The sequence below is a fragment of the Sphingomonas cannabina genome (assembly GCF_021391395.1).
GTDB lineage: Bacteria > Pseudomonadota > Alphaproteobacteria > Sphingomonadales > Sphingomonadaceae > Sphingomonas > Sphingomonas cannabina.
In genome coordinates this window covers 3,307,367-3,322,521 of sequence record NZ_CP090059.1, presented here as the reverse complement: position 1 = coordinate 3,322,521, position 15,155 = coordinate 3,307,367, and the positions used below count along the sequence as shown (strand labels likewise).

Sequence of the window (15,155 nt, the reverse complement as noted above, 5' to 3'; positions counted from 1 at the left end):
GGCGATTGTTCCGGCGTCACCCTCACCCTTCCGCCGCGTTCCGCGGCTCCCTCCCTCTCCCAACGGGAGAGGGAGAGTGGTGCCTTACTCCGCCGCCTCGGCCAGGCCGTCGCCTTCGCTCTGGTCCTCGAGGGACTTGAGCTCGACGTTGAGGCCCAGCGAGCGCATCTCCTTGACGAGCACGTTGAAGCTCTCGGGGATGCCGGCCTCGAAGGTGTCGTCGCCCTTGACGATCGCCTCGTAGACCTTGGTGCGGCCGACCACGTCGTCGGACTTCACCGTCAGCATCTCCTGGAGCGTGTACGCCGCGCCGTAAGCCTGCAGCGCCCACACCTCCATCTCGCCGAAGCGCTGGCCGCCGAACTGCGCCTTGCCGCCCAGCGGCTGCTGGGTGACGAGCGAGTAGGGGCCGATCGAGCGCGCGTGGATCTTGTCGTCGACCAGGTGGTGGAGCTTCAGCATGTAGATGATGCCCACGGTCACCTTGCGGTCGAACGCCTCGCCGGTGCGGCCATCGAACAGCGTCGACTGGCCCGAGGTGTCGAGGCCGGCGAGCGCCAGCATGTCCGACACGTCCTTCTCGCGCGCGCCGTCGAACACCGGGGTGCCGAGCGGAACGCCGGTCTTGAGGTTCTCGGCCAGCTCGACGATCTGGCTGGCGTCGCGCCGCTGGATGTCGTCGGCGTAATGCTCGCCATAGACCTCGAGCAGCCGCGTCTTGACCGCCTCGGGCATCTCGCCACCCTTGGCGTCGGGATTGGCCTCGCGCCAATCCTCGAGCGCGCGGTGGATCTGCTGACCCAGGTTGCGCGCGGCCCAGCCGAGGTGGGTCTCGAAGATCTGCCCGACGTTCATGCGCGACGGCACGCCCAGCGGGTTGAGCACCAGGTCGACCGGCGTACCGTCCTCGAGGAACGGCATGTCCTCCTGCGGCAGGATGCGGCTGATGACGCCCTTGTTGCCGTGGCGGCCGGCCATCTTGTCGCCCGGCTGCAGCTTGCGCTTCACCGCGACGAACACCTTGACCATCTTGAGCACGCCCGGCGGCAGCTCGTCGCCGCGCTCCAGCTTCTCGCGGCGGTCCTCGAACTTGTCCTTGATGCGCTTCACGGCCTCGTCATACTGGCCCTTCACGCCCTCCAGGTTCGCCTGGACCGCGTCGTCCTGCACCGCGAACTTCCACCACTCGTGGCGGTCGACGCTGTCGAGCAGCTCCTCGTCGATCACCGAGCCCTTCTTGATGCCCTTGGGCGCCGCGGTCGCGGTCTGGCCCAGCAGCATCTCCTTGAGCCGCGACCAGGTGGCGCGGTTGAGGATGGTGCGCTCGTCGTCCGAGTCCTTGCGCAGGCGCTCGATCTCCTCGCGCTCGATCGCCAGCGCACGCTCGTCCTTGTCGATGCCGTGCCGGTTGAAGACACGGACGTCGACGATCGTCCCCGACACGCCCGGCGGCAGCCGCAGCGAGGTGTCGCGCACGTCGCTCGCCTTCTCGCCGAAGATCGCGCGGAGCAGCTTCTCCTCCGGCGTCATCGGGCTCTCGCCCTTCGGCGTGATCTTGCCGACCAGGATGTCGCCCGGCTCGACCTCGGCGCCGATGTAGACGATGCCCGCCTCGTCGAGGTTGCGCAGCGCTTCCTCGCCGACGTTCGGGATGTCGCGGGTGATGTCCTCCGGCCCGAGCTTGGTGTCGCGGGCCATGACTTCGAACTCGTCGATGTGGATCGACGTGAACACGTCGTCCTTCACGATCCGCTCGGAGATCAGGATCGAGTCCTCATAATTGTAGCCGTTCCACGGCATGAACGCGACGAGCGCGTTGCGGCCGAGCGCCAGCTCGCCGAACTCGGTCGACGGGCCGTCGGCGATCACGTCGCCGGCGCGCACCACGTCGCCCACCTTCACCAGCGGGCGCTGGTTGATGCAGGTCGACTGGTTCGAGCGCTGGAACTTCATCAGCGTGTAGATGTCGACGCCGCTCTCGGTCGCCTCGACGTCGCCGGTCGCGCGGATGACGATGCGGCTGGCGTCGACCTGGTCGACCACGCCGTCGCGCTTCGCCGCGATCGCCGCGCCCGAATCCCGCGCCACCGTCTCCTCCATGCCGGTGCCGACGAACGGCGCCTCGGCCTGGACCAGCGGCACCGCCTGGCGCTGCATGTTCGATCCCATGAGGGCGCGGTTGGCGTCGTCGTTCTCGAGGAACGGAATCAGCGAGGCCGCGACCGACACGAGCTGCTTGGGGCTCACGTCCATCAGCGTGATCTGCTCGGGCAGCGCCATCAGGAACTCGCCGGCCTGGCGGGCGGAGACCAGCTCCTCGACGAAGCGGCCGTCGGCGTCGAGCTCGGCGTTGGCCTGCGCGATCGTGTGCTTGGCTTCCTCCATCGCCGACAGGTAGACGACCTCGTTGGTCACCTTGTTGTCGACGACCTTGCGGTACGGCGTCTCGATGAAGCCGTACTTGTTGACGCGGCTGAAGCTGGCCAGCGAGTTGATCAGGCCGATGTTCGGGCCTTCCGGCGTCTCGATCGGGCAGATGCGGCCATAGTGGGTCGGATGGACGTCGCGGACCTCGAAGCCCGCGCGCTCGCGGGTGAGGCCGCCCGGCCCGAGCGCCGAGACGCGACGCTTGTGCGTCACTTCGGACAGCGGGTTGGTCTGGTCCATGAACTGCGAAAGCTGCGACGAACCGAAGAACTCGCGCACCGCGGCGACCGCGGGCTTGGCGTTGATCAGGTCGTTCGGCATCACCGTCGACACGTCGACCGACGACATGCGCTCCTTGACCGCACGCTCCATGCGCAGCAGGCCGACGCGATACTGGTTCTCCAGCAGCTCGCCGACCGAACGCACGCGGCGGTTGCCGAGGTTGTCGATGTCGTCGACCTCGCCCTTGCCGTCCTTGAGGTCGACCAGCGTCTTGACGACGGCCAGGATGTCCTCGGTGCGCAGCGTCGTCACCGTGTCCGGGCAGTCGAGGTCGAGGCGCATGTTGAGCTTGACGCGGCCCACCGCCGACAGGTCGTAGCGGTCGGGATCGAAGAACAGCCCCGCGAACAGCGACTCCGCGGTCTCCAGCGTCGGCGGCTCGCCGGGGCGCATCACGCGGTAGATGTCCGACAGCGCCTGCTCGCGCTCCTCGGCCTTGTCGGCCTTGAGCGTGTTGCGGATCCACGGACCGGTGGTGACGTGATCGATGTCGAGCAGCTCGATGCGGTCGATGCCCGCCTTGTCGAGCTTCTCGAGGTTCTCGGCCGACACTTCGTCGCCCGCCTCGATGTAGATCTCGCCGGTCTGCTCGTTGATCAGGTCATAGGCGGAATAGCGGCCGAAGATCTCCTCGGTCGGGATCAGCAGCGTCTCCAGACCGTCCTTCTGCGCCTTGTTGGCGGCGCGGGGGCTGATCTTCTGGCCGGCCGGGAACACGACCTCGCCCGACTTGGCGTCGACGATGTCGAACATCGGCTTGGCGCCGCGCCAGTTCTCCGGCGCGAACGGGATCTGCCAGCCGCCCGGACCGCGGACATAGGTCACGCGGTTGTAGAAATAGTTGAGGATATCCTCACTGTTCAGGCCGAGGGCGTACAGGAGGGTCGTCACCGGCAGCTTGCGCTTGCGGTCGATGCGGACGTTGACGATGTCCTTGGCATCGAACTCGAAGTCGAGCCACGAACCGCGGTAGGGGATCACGCGCGCGGCGAACAGGTACTTGCCCGAGGCGTGGGTCTTGCCGCGGTCATGGTCGAACAGCACGCCGGGCGAACGGTGCATCTGGCTGACGATGACGCGCTCGGTGCCGTTGATGAAGAAGGTGCCGTTCTCGGTCATGAGCGGCATGTCGCCCATGTAGACGTCCTGCTCCTTGATATCGATGACCGACTTGGCCTCGGTATCCGGATCGACCTCGAACGCGGTCAGGCGCAGCGTGACGCGCATCGGCGCGGCATAGGTGATGCCGCGCTGGCGGCATTCCTCGACGTCGAACTTGGGGTCCTCAAGCACATAGTCGTCGAAGTCGAGATAGGCGGTGCCGGCGAAATCCTGGATCGGGAAGACCGAGCGCAGCGTCTTCTCCAGGCCCGAGACATGGCCGGTGGCCTTGTCGGAGCGGAGGAACTGCTCGTAGCTCTCACGCTGAACCTCGATCAGGTTCGGCATCTGCACCACTTCGTGGATGTCGCCGAACACCTTGCGGATGCGGCGCTTCACAGTGCCGCTCTCGATCGCCTTGGTCGCCATATGTGTGTTTTGCCTCGTCAGCCGTCGAAACTCTCGCCCCGTGAACCTGGGGCCGGCCGCAGCGGAAGACACGAAAGGCCGCATGTCTCCGGTGTTCGGAAACTGCAGCCTTCGAAGCGTCTTCTAGCCCACGAACCCCAATCCGACCGATGCGCTGCGCGACGACGCATCATTTCCCGAGGCTGTGGTGGAACGCGCCATATAGGAGGGGCGCCAAGCGCTGTCAACGCGTTGCCGAATGCTTCTGTCAGCTTCGCCTCGTCGCTCACGATCAACGCCTTGCCGACGGTTCCGTCCGTTGCGGAGCCGGATCGTCCGCCCGCTCGTTGTAGCTGCGTCATGAAACACAATGCTTACAGCTTCGCCCGCGCGGCCCTGCCGACGATATCGGCCGCCGCGCTCCTTGCCATGCCTGCCGCTGCGCAGGACACGACGCAGACCGCGCCGCCGCCCGTGCGTCCGACGGTGACGACGCCGACCCCGGCGCCCGCCGCACCGCCGCCGGTCGCGACGACGGCTCCGGTTCCTGCGACGCCGGCGCCCTCGACCACGCCGGCCGAGCCCCAACGCCCCCGAGCGACGATCGCCCCGGAGGCGCAGGCCGCGCTCGACGAGGAGGCGGCCCGCCAGGAACGCGCCGCCGCGGCGCGCGCGGAACGCCGCGAACGCGCGGCGGCGGCCGAACGGTCGGAACGCCGCGCAGCGCCGCGGCGGGCCGAGGCTCCCGCACAACGCGCTGAACGCGCTGCGCCTGCACCGGTAGCCGCTCCGGCTCCGGCCGAGCCGGCGAGCGCCCCGGTTGCCCAGGCGACCCCGACGCCGCCTCCGCCGGCCGCGCAGCCTGCGCCCGCGCCGGAGCAGGCGGCTCCGGCCGAAACCGTCACCACCACGACCCAGACCACGCAGACCGAGGCGCAGCGTGGCGGATCGATCTGGCCGTGGCTGATCGGTGGCGCGATCGTGCTTGCCGGTCTCGCCTTCCTCCTGTTCCGCCGCCGCGAGCGGGACGACTATGTCGAAACCTACGACGAAACCTATGAGGAGCCGCACCTCGCGCCCGAACCGGTGATCGCGACCGAGCCGCAGCCTTATGTCGCCGAACCTGCCGCAGCCGCCTATGCCGCCGGCGCCGAGCCGATCCCTGCCGAGGAGAGCGTCGCACCCTCGACCCCCGAGGAGGTGAGCGTCGGCGAAGCGGAGTCGGAGGACGTCGCCGCGCTCACCGCCGCCGCGCCGGCGGCCGACCGGCCGTGGATCGAGATGGCGATGCGCCCGCTCCGCGCCGGTACCAGCGCCGACGAGGCGCTGGTCGAGATCGAGCTCACCGTCGCCAACGCCGGCAATGTCGCGGCGGAGGACGTACGCGTTTCGACTTTCATGCTGCCTGAAGCCGATGCGGGTGAGATGGAGCGGCTGCTCGTCTCCCCGCCCGCCGATGCCGCGGTCGAGCCGGTGACGATCGCGCCGGGCGAGGGCACCCGCATCGAGGCGACGCTGGCCAGGCTGCGCGCCGACCTCGCCGGGGTCGACCGCTTCCGCCCGATCGTGGTCGCCGATGCCCGCTATCGGCTGCCCGACGGCAGCGAGGGACGCACCTCGGCCTCGTTCGTGATCGGTGTCAGCGATGCGGACGGCGAGCTCCGGGGCTTCGATATGGCCGACCGGCGGATGCACGACGACGACGTCGAGGCGCGGCTCCACGGCACCGCGGAGCACGTCTGATCCTTAACTAGGTTGCTAGCCTGTTGATTTCGTCGGGCTCCGGATGTTTGATCGCGCATCCTTCCTCCGGAGCCCGTCTTCATGCTCAAGCCGATCCTGCTCGCCGCCACCGCGCTCATCGCCGCCGCGCCGCTCATCGCCCAGACCGCCCCAGCCGGCGGGGACATCCCGCCCAAGTTCGCGGTGCCGCCCTCGCCCGAGCAGGACTATGACAAGCGCGAAGTGATGATCCCGATGCGCGACGGGACCAAGCTCTACACGGTCATCGTCGTGCCGAAGGGCGCGACCAACGCGCCGATCGTGCTCACCCGCACGCCCTACAACGCCAAGGGCCGCGCCGCGCGCACCGACGACAGCCCGTCGATGCTCTCGACCCTGCCGCTCGCCGACGAGATCTTCGTGAAGGACGGCTATATCCGCGTCTACCAGGATATCCGCGGCAAGTACGGCTCGGAGGGCGACTATGTCGTGACCCGCCCGCCGATCGGCCCGCTCAACCCGACCAAGGTCGACCACACCACCGACGCCTACGACACGATCGACTGGCTGGTGAACAAGGCCAACCTGCCCGAATCCAACGGCCGCGTCGGCATGATCGGCTCGTCCTACGAGGGCTTCACCGTCGTGATGGCGCTCCTCAATCCGCACCCGGCGCTCAAGGTCGCCGCGCCGGAGAGCCCGATGGTCGACGGCTGGATGGGCGACGACTGGTTCCACTACGGCGCCTTCCGCCTCGCCAACATCGCCTGGATCGGCGGGCAGACCGGCTTCAAGGGCAGGGGGGCGCCCCCTCCGACCGGCGGCTGGGACGATTACGACAATTTCCGCACCGGCTCGGCCGGCGACTGGGCGGCGAAGTCCGGCTATGCCCAGCTGCCGTTCTGGAAGCGCATGTCGGAGCATCCCGCCTACGACGCCTTCTGGCAGGGCCAGGCGCTCGACAAGCTGGTTGCCGCCAATCCCTCCAACGTGCCGACGCTCTGGGAACAGGGCCTGTGGGACCATGAGGACATGTGGGGCGCGATCCACAGCTGGGAAGCGCTCAAGAAGGCCGGCAAGGTCGGCAACAACTATCTGGTGATGGGCCCCTGGCGCCACAGCCAGGTCAATCGCGAGGGGCGTGAGCTCGGCCCGTTCGAGTGGAACGGCGACACCGCCGCCCAGTTCCGCGAGGACATGGTGCTGCCCTTCTTCAACCAGTATCTGAAGGACGGCCCGCCCGCCAACCTGCCGACGGTGGCGATCTACAACACCGGCGAGAACCATTGGGACAAGCTCAAGGACTGGCCGCTCGCTTGCCAGGAGGGCTGCCCGTCGCCGCTCAAGCCGATCTACCTCGGCGCCGACGGCAGCCTCGGCTTCGACGCGGGCGCGGCCGGCGGCGACAGCTACGTCTCCGATCCCGCCAAGCCGGTGCCGCACCTGCCGCGCCCGGTGAACTTCGGCGACGGCCGCTGGGGCGATTATCTCGTCACCGATCAGCGCTTCGTCGACGGCCGGCCCGACGTGATGACCTACCAGACCGAGGTGCTGAAGGCGCCGGTCCGCGTCTCCGGCGCGCCGATCGCGGACATCTTCGCCAAGACCACCGGCACCGACGGCGACTTCGTGGTCAAGGTGATCGACGTCTATCCGTCCGAATATGCCACCGATCCCAAGATGGGCGGCTATCAGTGGCCGATCGCGATGGACATCTTCCGCGGCCGCTACCGCGACGATCCGGCGAACCCCAAGCCGATCCCGGCGGGAAAGGTGCAGGAATACAAGTTCCGCCTGCCGACGGTGAACCATGTCTTCCAGCCCGGCCACCGCATCATGATCCAGGTCCAGTCGAGCCTGTTCCCGGTCTACGACCGCAACCCGCAGAAGTACGTCCCCAACATCTTCTACGCGAAGAAGGACGATTATCAGAAGGCGACGGTCACCATCATGCGCGGCGGCGCGACGCCCAGCCGGGTGCTGCTGCCGGTGGTGCCGGTCGACCAGTCGGCGGTGAAGGCGGCGGACTGACGCGGGGCGGCGCGCTACCGGGCCACCTGGAAGCTGGCGCCCGGTTCGTCGTCGAATAGCTCCCATGTCCTGATCCGGCGGGATCGATTCGACGACGATTATCGCCGCCGGGAGGGGGCACGCGTCCATCGTACGATGGAGAGTCCGCTTGGCGCTCCCCCCTTTTTCCAGTATTTCCCGTGCAGTCGGTGGCGTTGCTTAACGGGGGCAGGGCGTGCGCGATCCGATTTCGCTGGCCGTGCTGTCGGACATCATCGGCGCGATCTACGATTGCGCGATCGACCCGGCGCTGTGGCCGGCGACGATGGACATGATCTGCCGCGAGCTCGACTTCCGCACCGGCGCGATCGGCCTGATCGCGCTTCCCGACGGCGAGCAGTTGCTGTCCGCGACCACGGGCTTCGAGGCGCCGTGGCTCGACCGGGCGAGCTTCTTCGGCCCTGAGCTCGTCGCGCAATGGGGCGGTCCCGAAGTCCTCGCCAGCCTGCCGGTCGAGGAGCCCGCCGTCCTCTCGCGGGTGAACCCGGCGGCGATCGCCCCCGACACCAGCGACCGTTTCCATATCGAGTTCAACCGGCCGCAGGGGTTCGTCGATTCGATCTCGGTCGGCCTCGTCCGCGATGCGCGGTCGATCGGCTTCATCGGCTTCAACCGGCATGAGAGCGTGGGCCTGGTCGGCGAGCGGGAGGTCGAAACGCTGCGCCTGCTCATTCCGCACCTTCGGCGCGCCGCTGCGATCAGCCGGCTGCTCGACATCAAGACGATCGCGGCGGCGACCTTCCAGTCGGTGCTCGACACCCTGGCGACGCCCGTGGTGCTCGTCGATGCCCGCCTGCAGAAGATCCACGCCAACCGCGCGGCGGAGGACATGCTTGCGCGCGGCGATCTGCTGCAGCTCAAGAACAACCTGGTGACGCCGCGCACGAAGGGCGCCGCAGCCGCACTTGCGGTCGCGGTCAGGCAGGCGGCCGACGACGAGAGCGCACTCGGCCGCAAGGGCTTCGGCATCCCGATCCGCGGCCTGCGCGACGAGCCCCGCGCGCTCCATGTCCTGCCGCTCCAGCATGGCCGGCTGCGCCCCGGCATCGCCCCTGCCGCGGTCGCCGCGATCTTCGTCTCGCCACTCCAGACGCCGGCCTCGCCGCCTGCCGAGATCATTGCCGCGCTGTTCGACCTGACGGCGGCAGAGCGGCGCGTCCTCGAGAAGATCGTGTCCGGGCACACCGTGACCGAGACCGCGGAGGCGCTCGATATCGGCGTCAGCACGGTCAAGACCCATCTCGTCCGCCTGTTCGACAAGATGAACGTCCACCGCCAGGCCGACCTCGTCGCGCTCGCCGCCTCCTTTGCGCTGCCGGTGCGGAGCTGATCGCCGCCATTGACGGCGCCCCTGCGAGCGCCGATGCGCCCGTCATGAGTCTCGATCCCTTCGCCAACCTGACCGCCGAGCTGCCCAGCTTCGTCACCCACCTCGAATGCTCGATGACCGGCGAGCGCTACGAGGCGGACACGCTTCACGGCCTGTCCCGCGCCGGCCGGCCGCTGCTGGTGCGCTACGACCTCGACGGCGTGAAGGCGGCGATGACGAGGGAGGCGCTGGCCGCCCGCCCGGCCGACCTGTGGCGCTACCGCGAGCTGCTCCCGGTGCGCTCGCCCGCGAACATCGTCAGCCTCGGCGAGAATGCGACGCCGCTGGTCACCCTCGACCGCGTCGGCGCCAAGCGCGGCGGGCGCCCCCCGATCGTCAAGGACGAAGGCCGGCTCCCCACCGGCTCGTTCAAGGCGCGCGGGCTGGTGATGGCGATCAGCATGGCCAAGGCGCTCGGCGTCGCCACCATCGCCATGCCGACCAACGGCAACGCCGGCGCCGCCGCGGCGGCCTATGCCGCGCGCGCCGGGATCGAGGCGATCATCTTCTGCCCCGACGACACGCCCGAGATCAACGTGCGCGAGATCGCCGCGCAGGGCGCGCGCGTCTACCGCGTCAACGGCCTGATCGACGACTGCGGCGCCATCGTGGGGGCAGGGGCCAAGGCCAACGGCTGGTTCGACCTCTCGACGCTCAAGGAGCCCTATCGGATCGAGGGCAAGAAGACGATGGGCCTGGAGCTCGCCGAGCAGCTCGGCTGGGAGCTGCCCGACGCGATCTTCTATCCGACCGGCGGCGGCACCGGCCTGATCGGCATGTGGAAGGCGTTCGACGAGCTGGAGGCGATCGGTTTCATCGGCCCCAGGCGCCCGCGCATGTATGCGGTCCAGGCGGAAGGCTGCGCCCCGATGGTCAGGGCCTTCGAGGCCGGTGAGCGCCACGCTGAACGCTGGGAGAACGCCCACACCGTCGCCGCCGGCATCCGCGTGCCGCGCGCGGTTGGCGACTTCCTGATCCTCGACGCCGTCCGCGCCTCGGGCGGGGCGGCGCTGGCGGTGTCGGACGCGGCGATCCTGGCGGCGGTCGACGAGGCCGCCGGTGACGGCCTGCTGCTCTGCCCCGAAGGCGGCGCCACGCTCGCCGCCTATGATCGCGCGCTGGCGGAGGGCATGGTCGGCAAGGACGAGCGCGTCGTGCTGTTCAACTGCGCGACCGGCCTTAAGTATCCGATGCCGGACAAGTCGCGCACGCTCGACCGGCATGGGGAGATCGATCTGGCGAGCTTGTAGAACTGTCTCCGGTCAGCTGAATCTGTTCCCCGGCGAAGGCCGGGGCCCAGTTGCGAGCCGGTCGGAGCTGGGCCCCGGCCTTCGCCGGGGAAACGGGCTTAACTGAAGATCCCTACAGCCGCCCGCAATCGCTCGGCGCCCTTCGCCCCGCGAAGCGAGCATCGATCCAGTCCAGCGTCGTCCGCGCCTCGGTGCGCGCCACCGTCGCGTGCTCGCCGCCGGGCACGGAGATGTAGCGCACCGTCTTCCCGCGCGCACAGGCGCGCCGGGCGAAATCGAGCGTCACCGCCGGCGCGACGATGACGTCGGCGCTTCCCTCCGCGATCAGCAGCGGCACCGGCACGGCATCGGGGGACGGGCTGTTGGCACGCATCAGCCGCCCCCACGGCTCCTCGCGGCTGAGGTCGAGGTTGCGGATCGCGCGCTGGACCACGGCGATGCCGACGATCGTGCCCAGCCGCGGCTTGGCGTTCGGCTCGATGCAGTTGTTGTCGGCCAGCCGCGTCATCACGTTCTGCGTCGATTTGCGGCCGAAGGTCGACATCGGCGCGCCGTACAGCCGCGACCAGCTCGTTGCCGTGAAGGCCGTCAGCATCGCCCGCGCACGCAGGTCGCTGCCTTCCGACATGTTACGGGCGAGATCGGTCGGCGGCACGATCGCGGCGATGCCGACCAGGTCGAGCTCGGGCGCATAGCGCCGCGCCACCTGCCCGGTCCACAGCGCCGCATGGCCGCCCTGCGATTCACCCCAGACGGCGAAGCGCGTGCCGGCCGCCGCACCCCGAATGCTCCGGGCGGCTCTCACCGCGTCGAGCACCGACCGGCCGGTGTCGACCCCGATCAGATAGGGATGCACCATATCGGAACCGAGCCCCGGATAGTCCGGCGCCACCACGGTATAGCCGCGCCCGATCACCTCGCCGAGCGAAGGGATGACGGTGAAGTTGCTGGCGTCCCGCGACGGCGCGCAGCGCTGCGCCACGCCCGTCGTCCCATGCGTCCAGGCGATCACCGGACGAGGCGTGCCGCCAAGGTCAACAGCTGCGCGCGCATCCGGCGCGATCACCATGCCGGTCACCCGGATCGGCCGGTTCCGCTCGTTCGTCGTCCAATATTGCACCCGCCATGCCCGCATCCCCGCGGGAGCGTCATCGACCGGCTGGGCTGCGATCAGCGTTCCGGCGCGCTGGGCCATTGCGGCGCCGGGCACGGCCAGAAGGGCCGTTGCCAGGATGCTCCCCAGGATTCCTCGCAGGCGACGCATGGCGGCATTCTACCACGTCGCGGCGTGTGACGGAATATTACGGTCCCGGAACCGGTCCTTCACCCCGGCTGCCGTTCGGTCGGCACCGGCGTCAGCTCATAGATCCACAGCGCCTTGGGCTCGCTGCGCGGCACCACCAGCCGCCAGCGGAAGGGCCCGACCCGCTCGACCACGCCGGCGACGTCACGCGAGCGGTCCGCGCCATAGGCGATCGAATTGTCCCCCGGCTTCTTCTGCTGCGCGCCGAGGAAGACATAGCGGTCGCTCTCGTCGGCATAGAGCCAGCCGTTGGGCAGGTCGCTGCCGGTCTGCTTGTTGAAGCTCAGCCGCCCGTCCGCCTCGCCGCCGACGAAGCAGAATTGCGTTGGAAAGCCCTGCGTCCGCCCGCGCTCGACGCGCAGCACGCGGCAATTATAGGACCCGGGCGGCAGGGCAGGGTGATCGAGCGCCGCCTTGGGATCGAGCAGCGTGGTGTCGCCCATCGCCGCCGCGCGCCGGCCGCGTTTTGCGGGGGCGGTCAGCGCCTCGCTCCACAGCGCCGGCAGCGAATCGAGCGCGGCGGCGTCGGCGGGGTCGGCGGTGTCGCGCCAGCCGGGCTTGGCCGGCGCGGGCTCGATCGCGACGGTCGCCCGCGAACGGGTCGTCGACGAGGCGCACGCACTGAGCGCGCAAAGCAGCACGAACAGGGGCCCAAGGGCTCGCATGGGATGTCATCTCGCGTTAGCGGGAGTAAACGGACAATGAATCCAAATGGTAAATAATTGGTTAACGCCGCCACGCGCTTCGCCGCAAAAGCCCCGTGCAGCCGCGGTTCAGGCACCGCGCGCTAGGCCCGAAGCCATGAGGGGCCTGGTCATCTTCGCTGCCGGCGTCGCGGGCGGTTTCGCCGCGCCTGCCGCCATGGCGCAGAACAGCCAGTCGCCGATGATCATCACCGTTCCCGGCGTCGAGCGTTACAGCCTGCCCCCCTCGGGCACGCAGACGCCGGCCCCGACGCCTGCGCCCACGCCGACCCCGACGCCGAGCGCCGCGCCGGTCGCCGCGCCCCCGCCGGTGGTCCCGACGGTGCGGGAGACCTCGCGTCCGTCGCCGCCCGCTGCCACGCTACCGCCCCGCACAGAACCCGCCCGAGCAGCTCCCGAGCCGATCGCAACCCCGACGCCGAGCGCCAGCCCGACTCCGGCGATCACGCCGACCCCGTCCGCGCCGGAGCTCCCACCGGCCGCGGCGCCGTCGCAAGCGACGCCTGCTCCCGCGCCATCCGGACAGGGCGTCCCGTCCTGGCTATGGCTCGCCGGCGGGGCCGCGCTGGCATTGGCTGCAGCGGCCGGTGCCTTCCTCTGGCGCCGCGGCCGTCGATCCGATGCCGTCGAGGAGGAGGAGCTCATCCTCCAGCCGGAGGTCGCGCCCACCCCGCCGCTTGCCGCCGCGTGGCCGTCGCCACCACCGGCGCCGCCATCTCCGGCGCTATCGCCCGTTACTCCCGCCGCACCGGCGCAGCCGCTCACCGTCGAGCTGTTTCCCGCCGGCGTCAGCATCGGCAATGGCGCGGCGACGGTCGAGTTCGAGCTCGCCGTCATCAACACCGGCGGGCAGGCCGCGGACGGTATCCGGATCGCGGCGGGCATGGTCGCCGCCGGCCCCGACCTCGAAGCGCGCATCGCCGCGTTCAGCGCCAGCGCCGGCGCCATGCCGGCCAGCGAGCCGCTGTCGCTCGCTCCTGGCGAGGTGCACCGCGCCCGCGGCAGCCTCACCCTGCCGGTCGAGGCGATGCACGTCGCCAACGTCGGCGGCCGCCCGATGGTGGTGCCGGTGGTGCTGATCCACCTGCGCTGGCGCGGCGGGCTCAGCATCCGCGGCCAGGGCAATGCCTTCATGATCGGCACCGGCGACGCCGGCGTGGCCAAGCTCGGCCCGATCTGGCTCGACCGCGGCCAGCGCCGCTACGCCCCGGTCAGCGCGCGGCGCTTCGACCCGGCCCCCGCCAGGCCGCGCGCCGCTTAGAACCAAAATCCTCCCCCGCCAGGGGGAGGTGGCACGCGAAGCGTGACGGAGGGGGCGGAAGCAGGCCGCTAATGGGTCGCCATCCTCCCCCTCCGTCAGCCTGCGGCTGACACCTCCCCCTGGCGGGGGAGGATTTGAAGATCGATCCGCTCTAAAGCCTACCTCACCGCTCGCTGTCGAGCGCGGCCATCTGTGCCGCCGGATACCGGTCTCCCGCCGCCGCGTCGCGCGGAACGGCCGCCTCGATCGCGGCGAGGTCCTCCGGCGAGAGCGTCACGTCGAGCGCGCCCAGCGCCTCGCTCAGCCGGTCGCGCCGGCGCGCGCCGATCAGCGGCACGATGTCCTTGCCCTGTGCCGCCACCCAGGCGATCGCCGCCTGCGCGACGCTGATCCCGCGCGCCGCCGCCACGCTGCGCAGCGCCTCGACCAACGCCAGGTTCCGGTCGAGATTCTCGCCCTGGAAGCGCGGGCTCATCGCACGAAAGTCGCCCGCGCCGACGGCGCCGCTCTGCCAATGCCCGCCGATCAGCCCGCGCGAGAGCACGCCATAAGCGGTGGTGCCGATGCCGAGCTCGCGCAGCGCCGGCAGAATCCTGTCCTCGGGCCCGCGCGAGACCAGCGAATATTCGATCTGCAGGTCGACGATCGGATGCACCGCCGCCGCGCGGCGAATGGTCTCCACGCCGACCTCGGACAGGCCGATGTGACGCACGTATCCTGCCTGAACCATCTCGGCGATCGCCCCGATCGTCTCCTCGATCGGCACCCTCGGATCGAGCCGCGCCGGCCGGTAGATGTCGACATGATCGACCCCGAGCCGCTGCAGCGAATAGGCGAGCGCGGTCTTGAGCGCCGCCGGGCTGCCGTCGAAGCCGAGCCATCCCCCCGCCGGATCGCGTTGCGCGCCGAACTTCACGCTGAGGAGGTAGCGATCGCGCGGCACGCCCTTCAACGCCTCCGCGAGCAGCATCTCATTGTGGCCCATGCCGTAGAAGTCGCCGGTGTCGAGCAGGTTGATCCCGGCGTCGAGCGCGGCGTGGATCGTCGCGATGCTCTCGCCGCGGTCGGACTCGCCGTACATGCCCGACATGCCCATGCAGCCTAGGCCCAATGCCGAAACCATCGGGCCGGTCGCGCCAAGCTGGTGCTGTTCCATCGTCATCTATCCTTCATTGGAGGGGGATGACGCCAATATGCGCGCTGGCGCGGCGTTCGATAATTGGGCATGATCTGCACATGCTGTGCGCGAAATTGCACA

The 15,155-nt window shown here is 69.6% G+C and carries 9 protein-coding genes; 5 read left to right on the top strand and 4 right to left on the bottom strand.

Annotation, left to right across the window (positions count from 1 at the left end; genetic code table 11):
* Positions 1 to 84: 84 nt before the first annotated feature.
* Entirely contained in the window at positions 85 to 4,239 is a 4,155-nt protein-coding gene (gene rpoB, locus LZK98_RS15700; RefSeq protein ID WP_233783462.1) for a DNA-directed RNA polymerase subunit beta, read from the bottom strand.
* 339 nt (positions 4,240 to 4,578) lie between these two features.
* Between rpoB and LZK98_RS15695 the strand changes: the two genes are divergently transcribed.
* The 4 genes from LZK98_RS15695 (at position 4,579) to LZK98_RS15680 (ending at position 10,629) form a co-directional block, all read left to right on the top strand.
* On the top strand, positions 4,579 to 5,961 hold the full coding sequence (locus LZK98_RS15695; protein WP_233783459.1) for a hypothetical protein: 1,383 nt from the start codon (positions 4,579 to 4,581) through the stop codon (positions 5,959 to 5,961).
* An 81-nt stretch (positions 5,962 to 6,042) separates the two neighbouring features.
* Positions 6,043 to 7,971 carry a CocE/NonD family hydrolase gene (locus LZK98_RS15690; RefSeq protein ID WP_233783457.1) on the top strand — a complete coding sequence of 643 codons (1,929 nt, stop codon included), beginning with the start codon at positions 6,043 to 6,045 and terminating at the stop codon, positions 7,969 to 7,971.
* 214 nt (positions 7,972 to 8,185) lie between these two features.
* Positions 8,186 to 9,340, top strand: coding sequence for a helix-turn-helix transcriptional regulator (locus LZK98_RS15685; RefSeq protein WP_233783455.1), 1,155 nt, complete (start codon positions 8,186 to 8,188; stop codon positions 9,338 to 9,340).
* 44 nt (positions 9,341 to 9,384) lie between these two features.
* Positions 9,385 to 10,629 (top strand): threonine synthase, encoded by a 1,245-nt coding sequence (locus LZK98_RS15680; RefSeq protein WP_233783453.1) that lies wholly within the window; start codon positions 9,385 to 9,387, stop codon positions 10,627 to 10,629.
* A gap of 112 nt (positions 10,630 to 10,741) precedes the next feature.
* Here the strand turns inward: LZK98_RS15680 and LZK98_RS15675 are convergent, their stop codons facing one another.
* Positions 10,742 to 11,824, bottom strand: coding sequence for an alpha/beta fold hydrolase (locus tag LZK98_RS15675; RefSeq protein ID WP_233783451.1), 1,083 nt, complete (start codon positions 11,822 to 11,824; stop codon positions 10,742 to 10,744).
* 128 nt (positions 11,825 to 11,952) lie between these two features.
* Positions 11,953 to 12,597 carry a DUF4893 domain-containing protein gene (locus LZK98_RS15670; protein WP_233783449.1) on the bottom strand — a complete coding sequence of 215 codons (645 nt, stop codon included), beginning with the start codon at positions 12,595 to 12,597 and terminating at the stop codon, positions 11,953 to 11,955.
* 136 nt (positions 12,598 to 12,733) lie between these two features.
* On the opposite strand from LZK98_RS15670, the gene LZK98_RS15665 reads away from it, so the two are divergent.
* Positions 12,734 to 13,897 (top strand): hypothetical protein, encoded by a 1,164-nt coding sequence (locus LZK98_RS15665; RefSeq protein WP_233783447.1) that lies wholly within the window; start codon positions 12,734 to 12,736, stop codon positions 13,895 to 13,897.
* Between the two features lie 163 nt (positions 13,898 to 14,060).
* On the opposite strand, the gene LZK98_RS15660 is transcribed toward LZK98_RS15665, so the two are convergent.
* Positions 14,061 to 15,053 carry an aldo/keto reductase gene (locus tag LZK98_RS15660; RefSeq protein ID WP_233783445.1) on the bottom strand — a complete coding sequence of 331 codons (993 nt, stop codon included), beginning with the start codon at positions 15,051 to 15,053 and terminating at the stop codon, positions 14,061 to 14,063.
* Positions 15,054 to 15,155 lie beyond the last annotated feature (102 nt).

Bases quoted from the DNA above. Each gene is read 5' to 3' on its own strand.
- LZK98_RS15675 (WP_233783451.1), bottom strand. From the start codon at position 11,824: ATGGCCCAGCGCGCCGGAACGCTGATCGCAGCCCAGCCGGTCGATGAC.
- LZK98_RS15660 (WP_233783445.1), bottom strand. From the start codon at position 15,053: ATGGAACAGCACCAGCTTGGCGCGACCGGCCCGATGGTTTCGGCATTG.
- LZK98_RS15680 (WP_233783453.1), top strand. From the start codon at position 9,385: ATGAGTCTCGATCCCTTCGCCAACCTGACCGCCGAGCTGCCCAGCTTC.
- LZK98_RS15690 (WP_233783457.1), top strand. From the start codon at position 6,043: ATGCTCAAGCCGATCCTGCTCGCCGCCACCGCGCTCATCGCCGCCGCG.
- rpoB (WP_233783462.1), bottom strand. From the start codon at position 4,239: ATGGCGACCAAGGCGATCGAGAGCGGCACTGTGAAGCGCCGCATCCGC.
- LZK98_RS15670 (WP_233783449.1), bottom strand. From the start codon at position 12,597: ATGCGAGCCCTTGGGCCCCTGTTCGTGCTGCTTTGCGCGCTCAGTGCG.
- LZK98_RS15665 (WP_233783447.1), top strand. From the start codon at position 12,734: ATGAGGGGCCTGGTCATCTTCGCTGCCGGCGTCGCGGGCGGTTTCGCC.
- LZK98_RS15695 (WP_233783459.1), top strand. From the start codon at position 4,579: ATGAAACACAATGCTTACAGCTTCGCCCGCGCGGCCCTGCCGACGATA.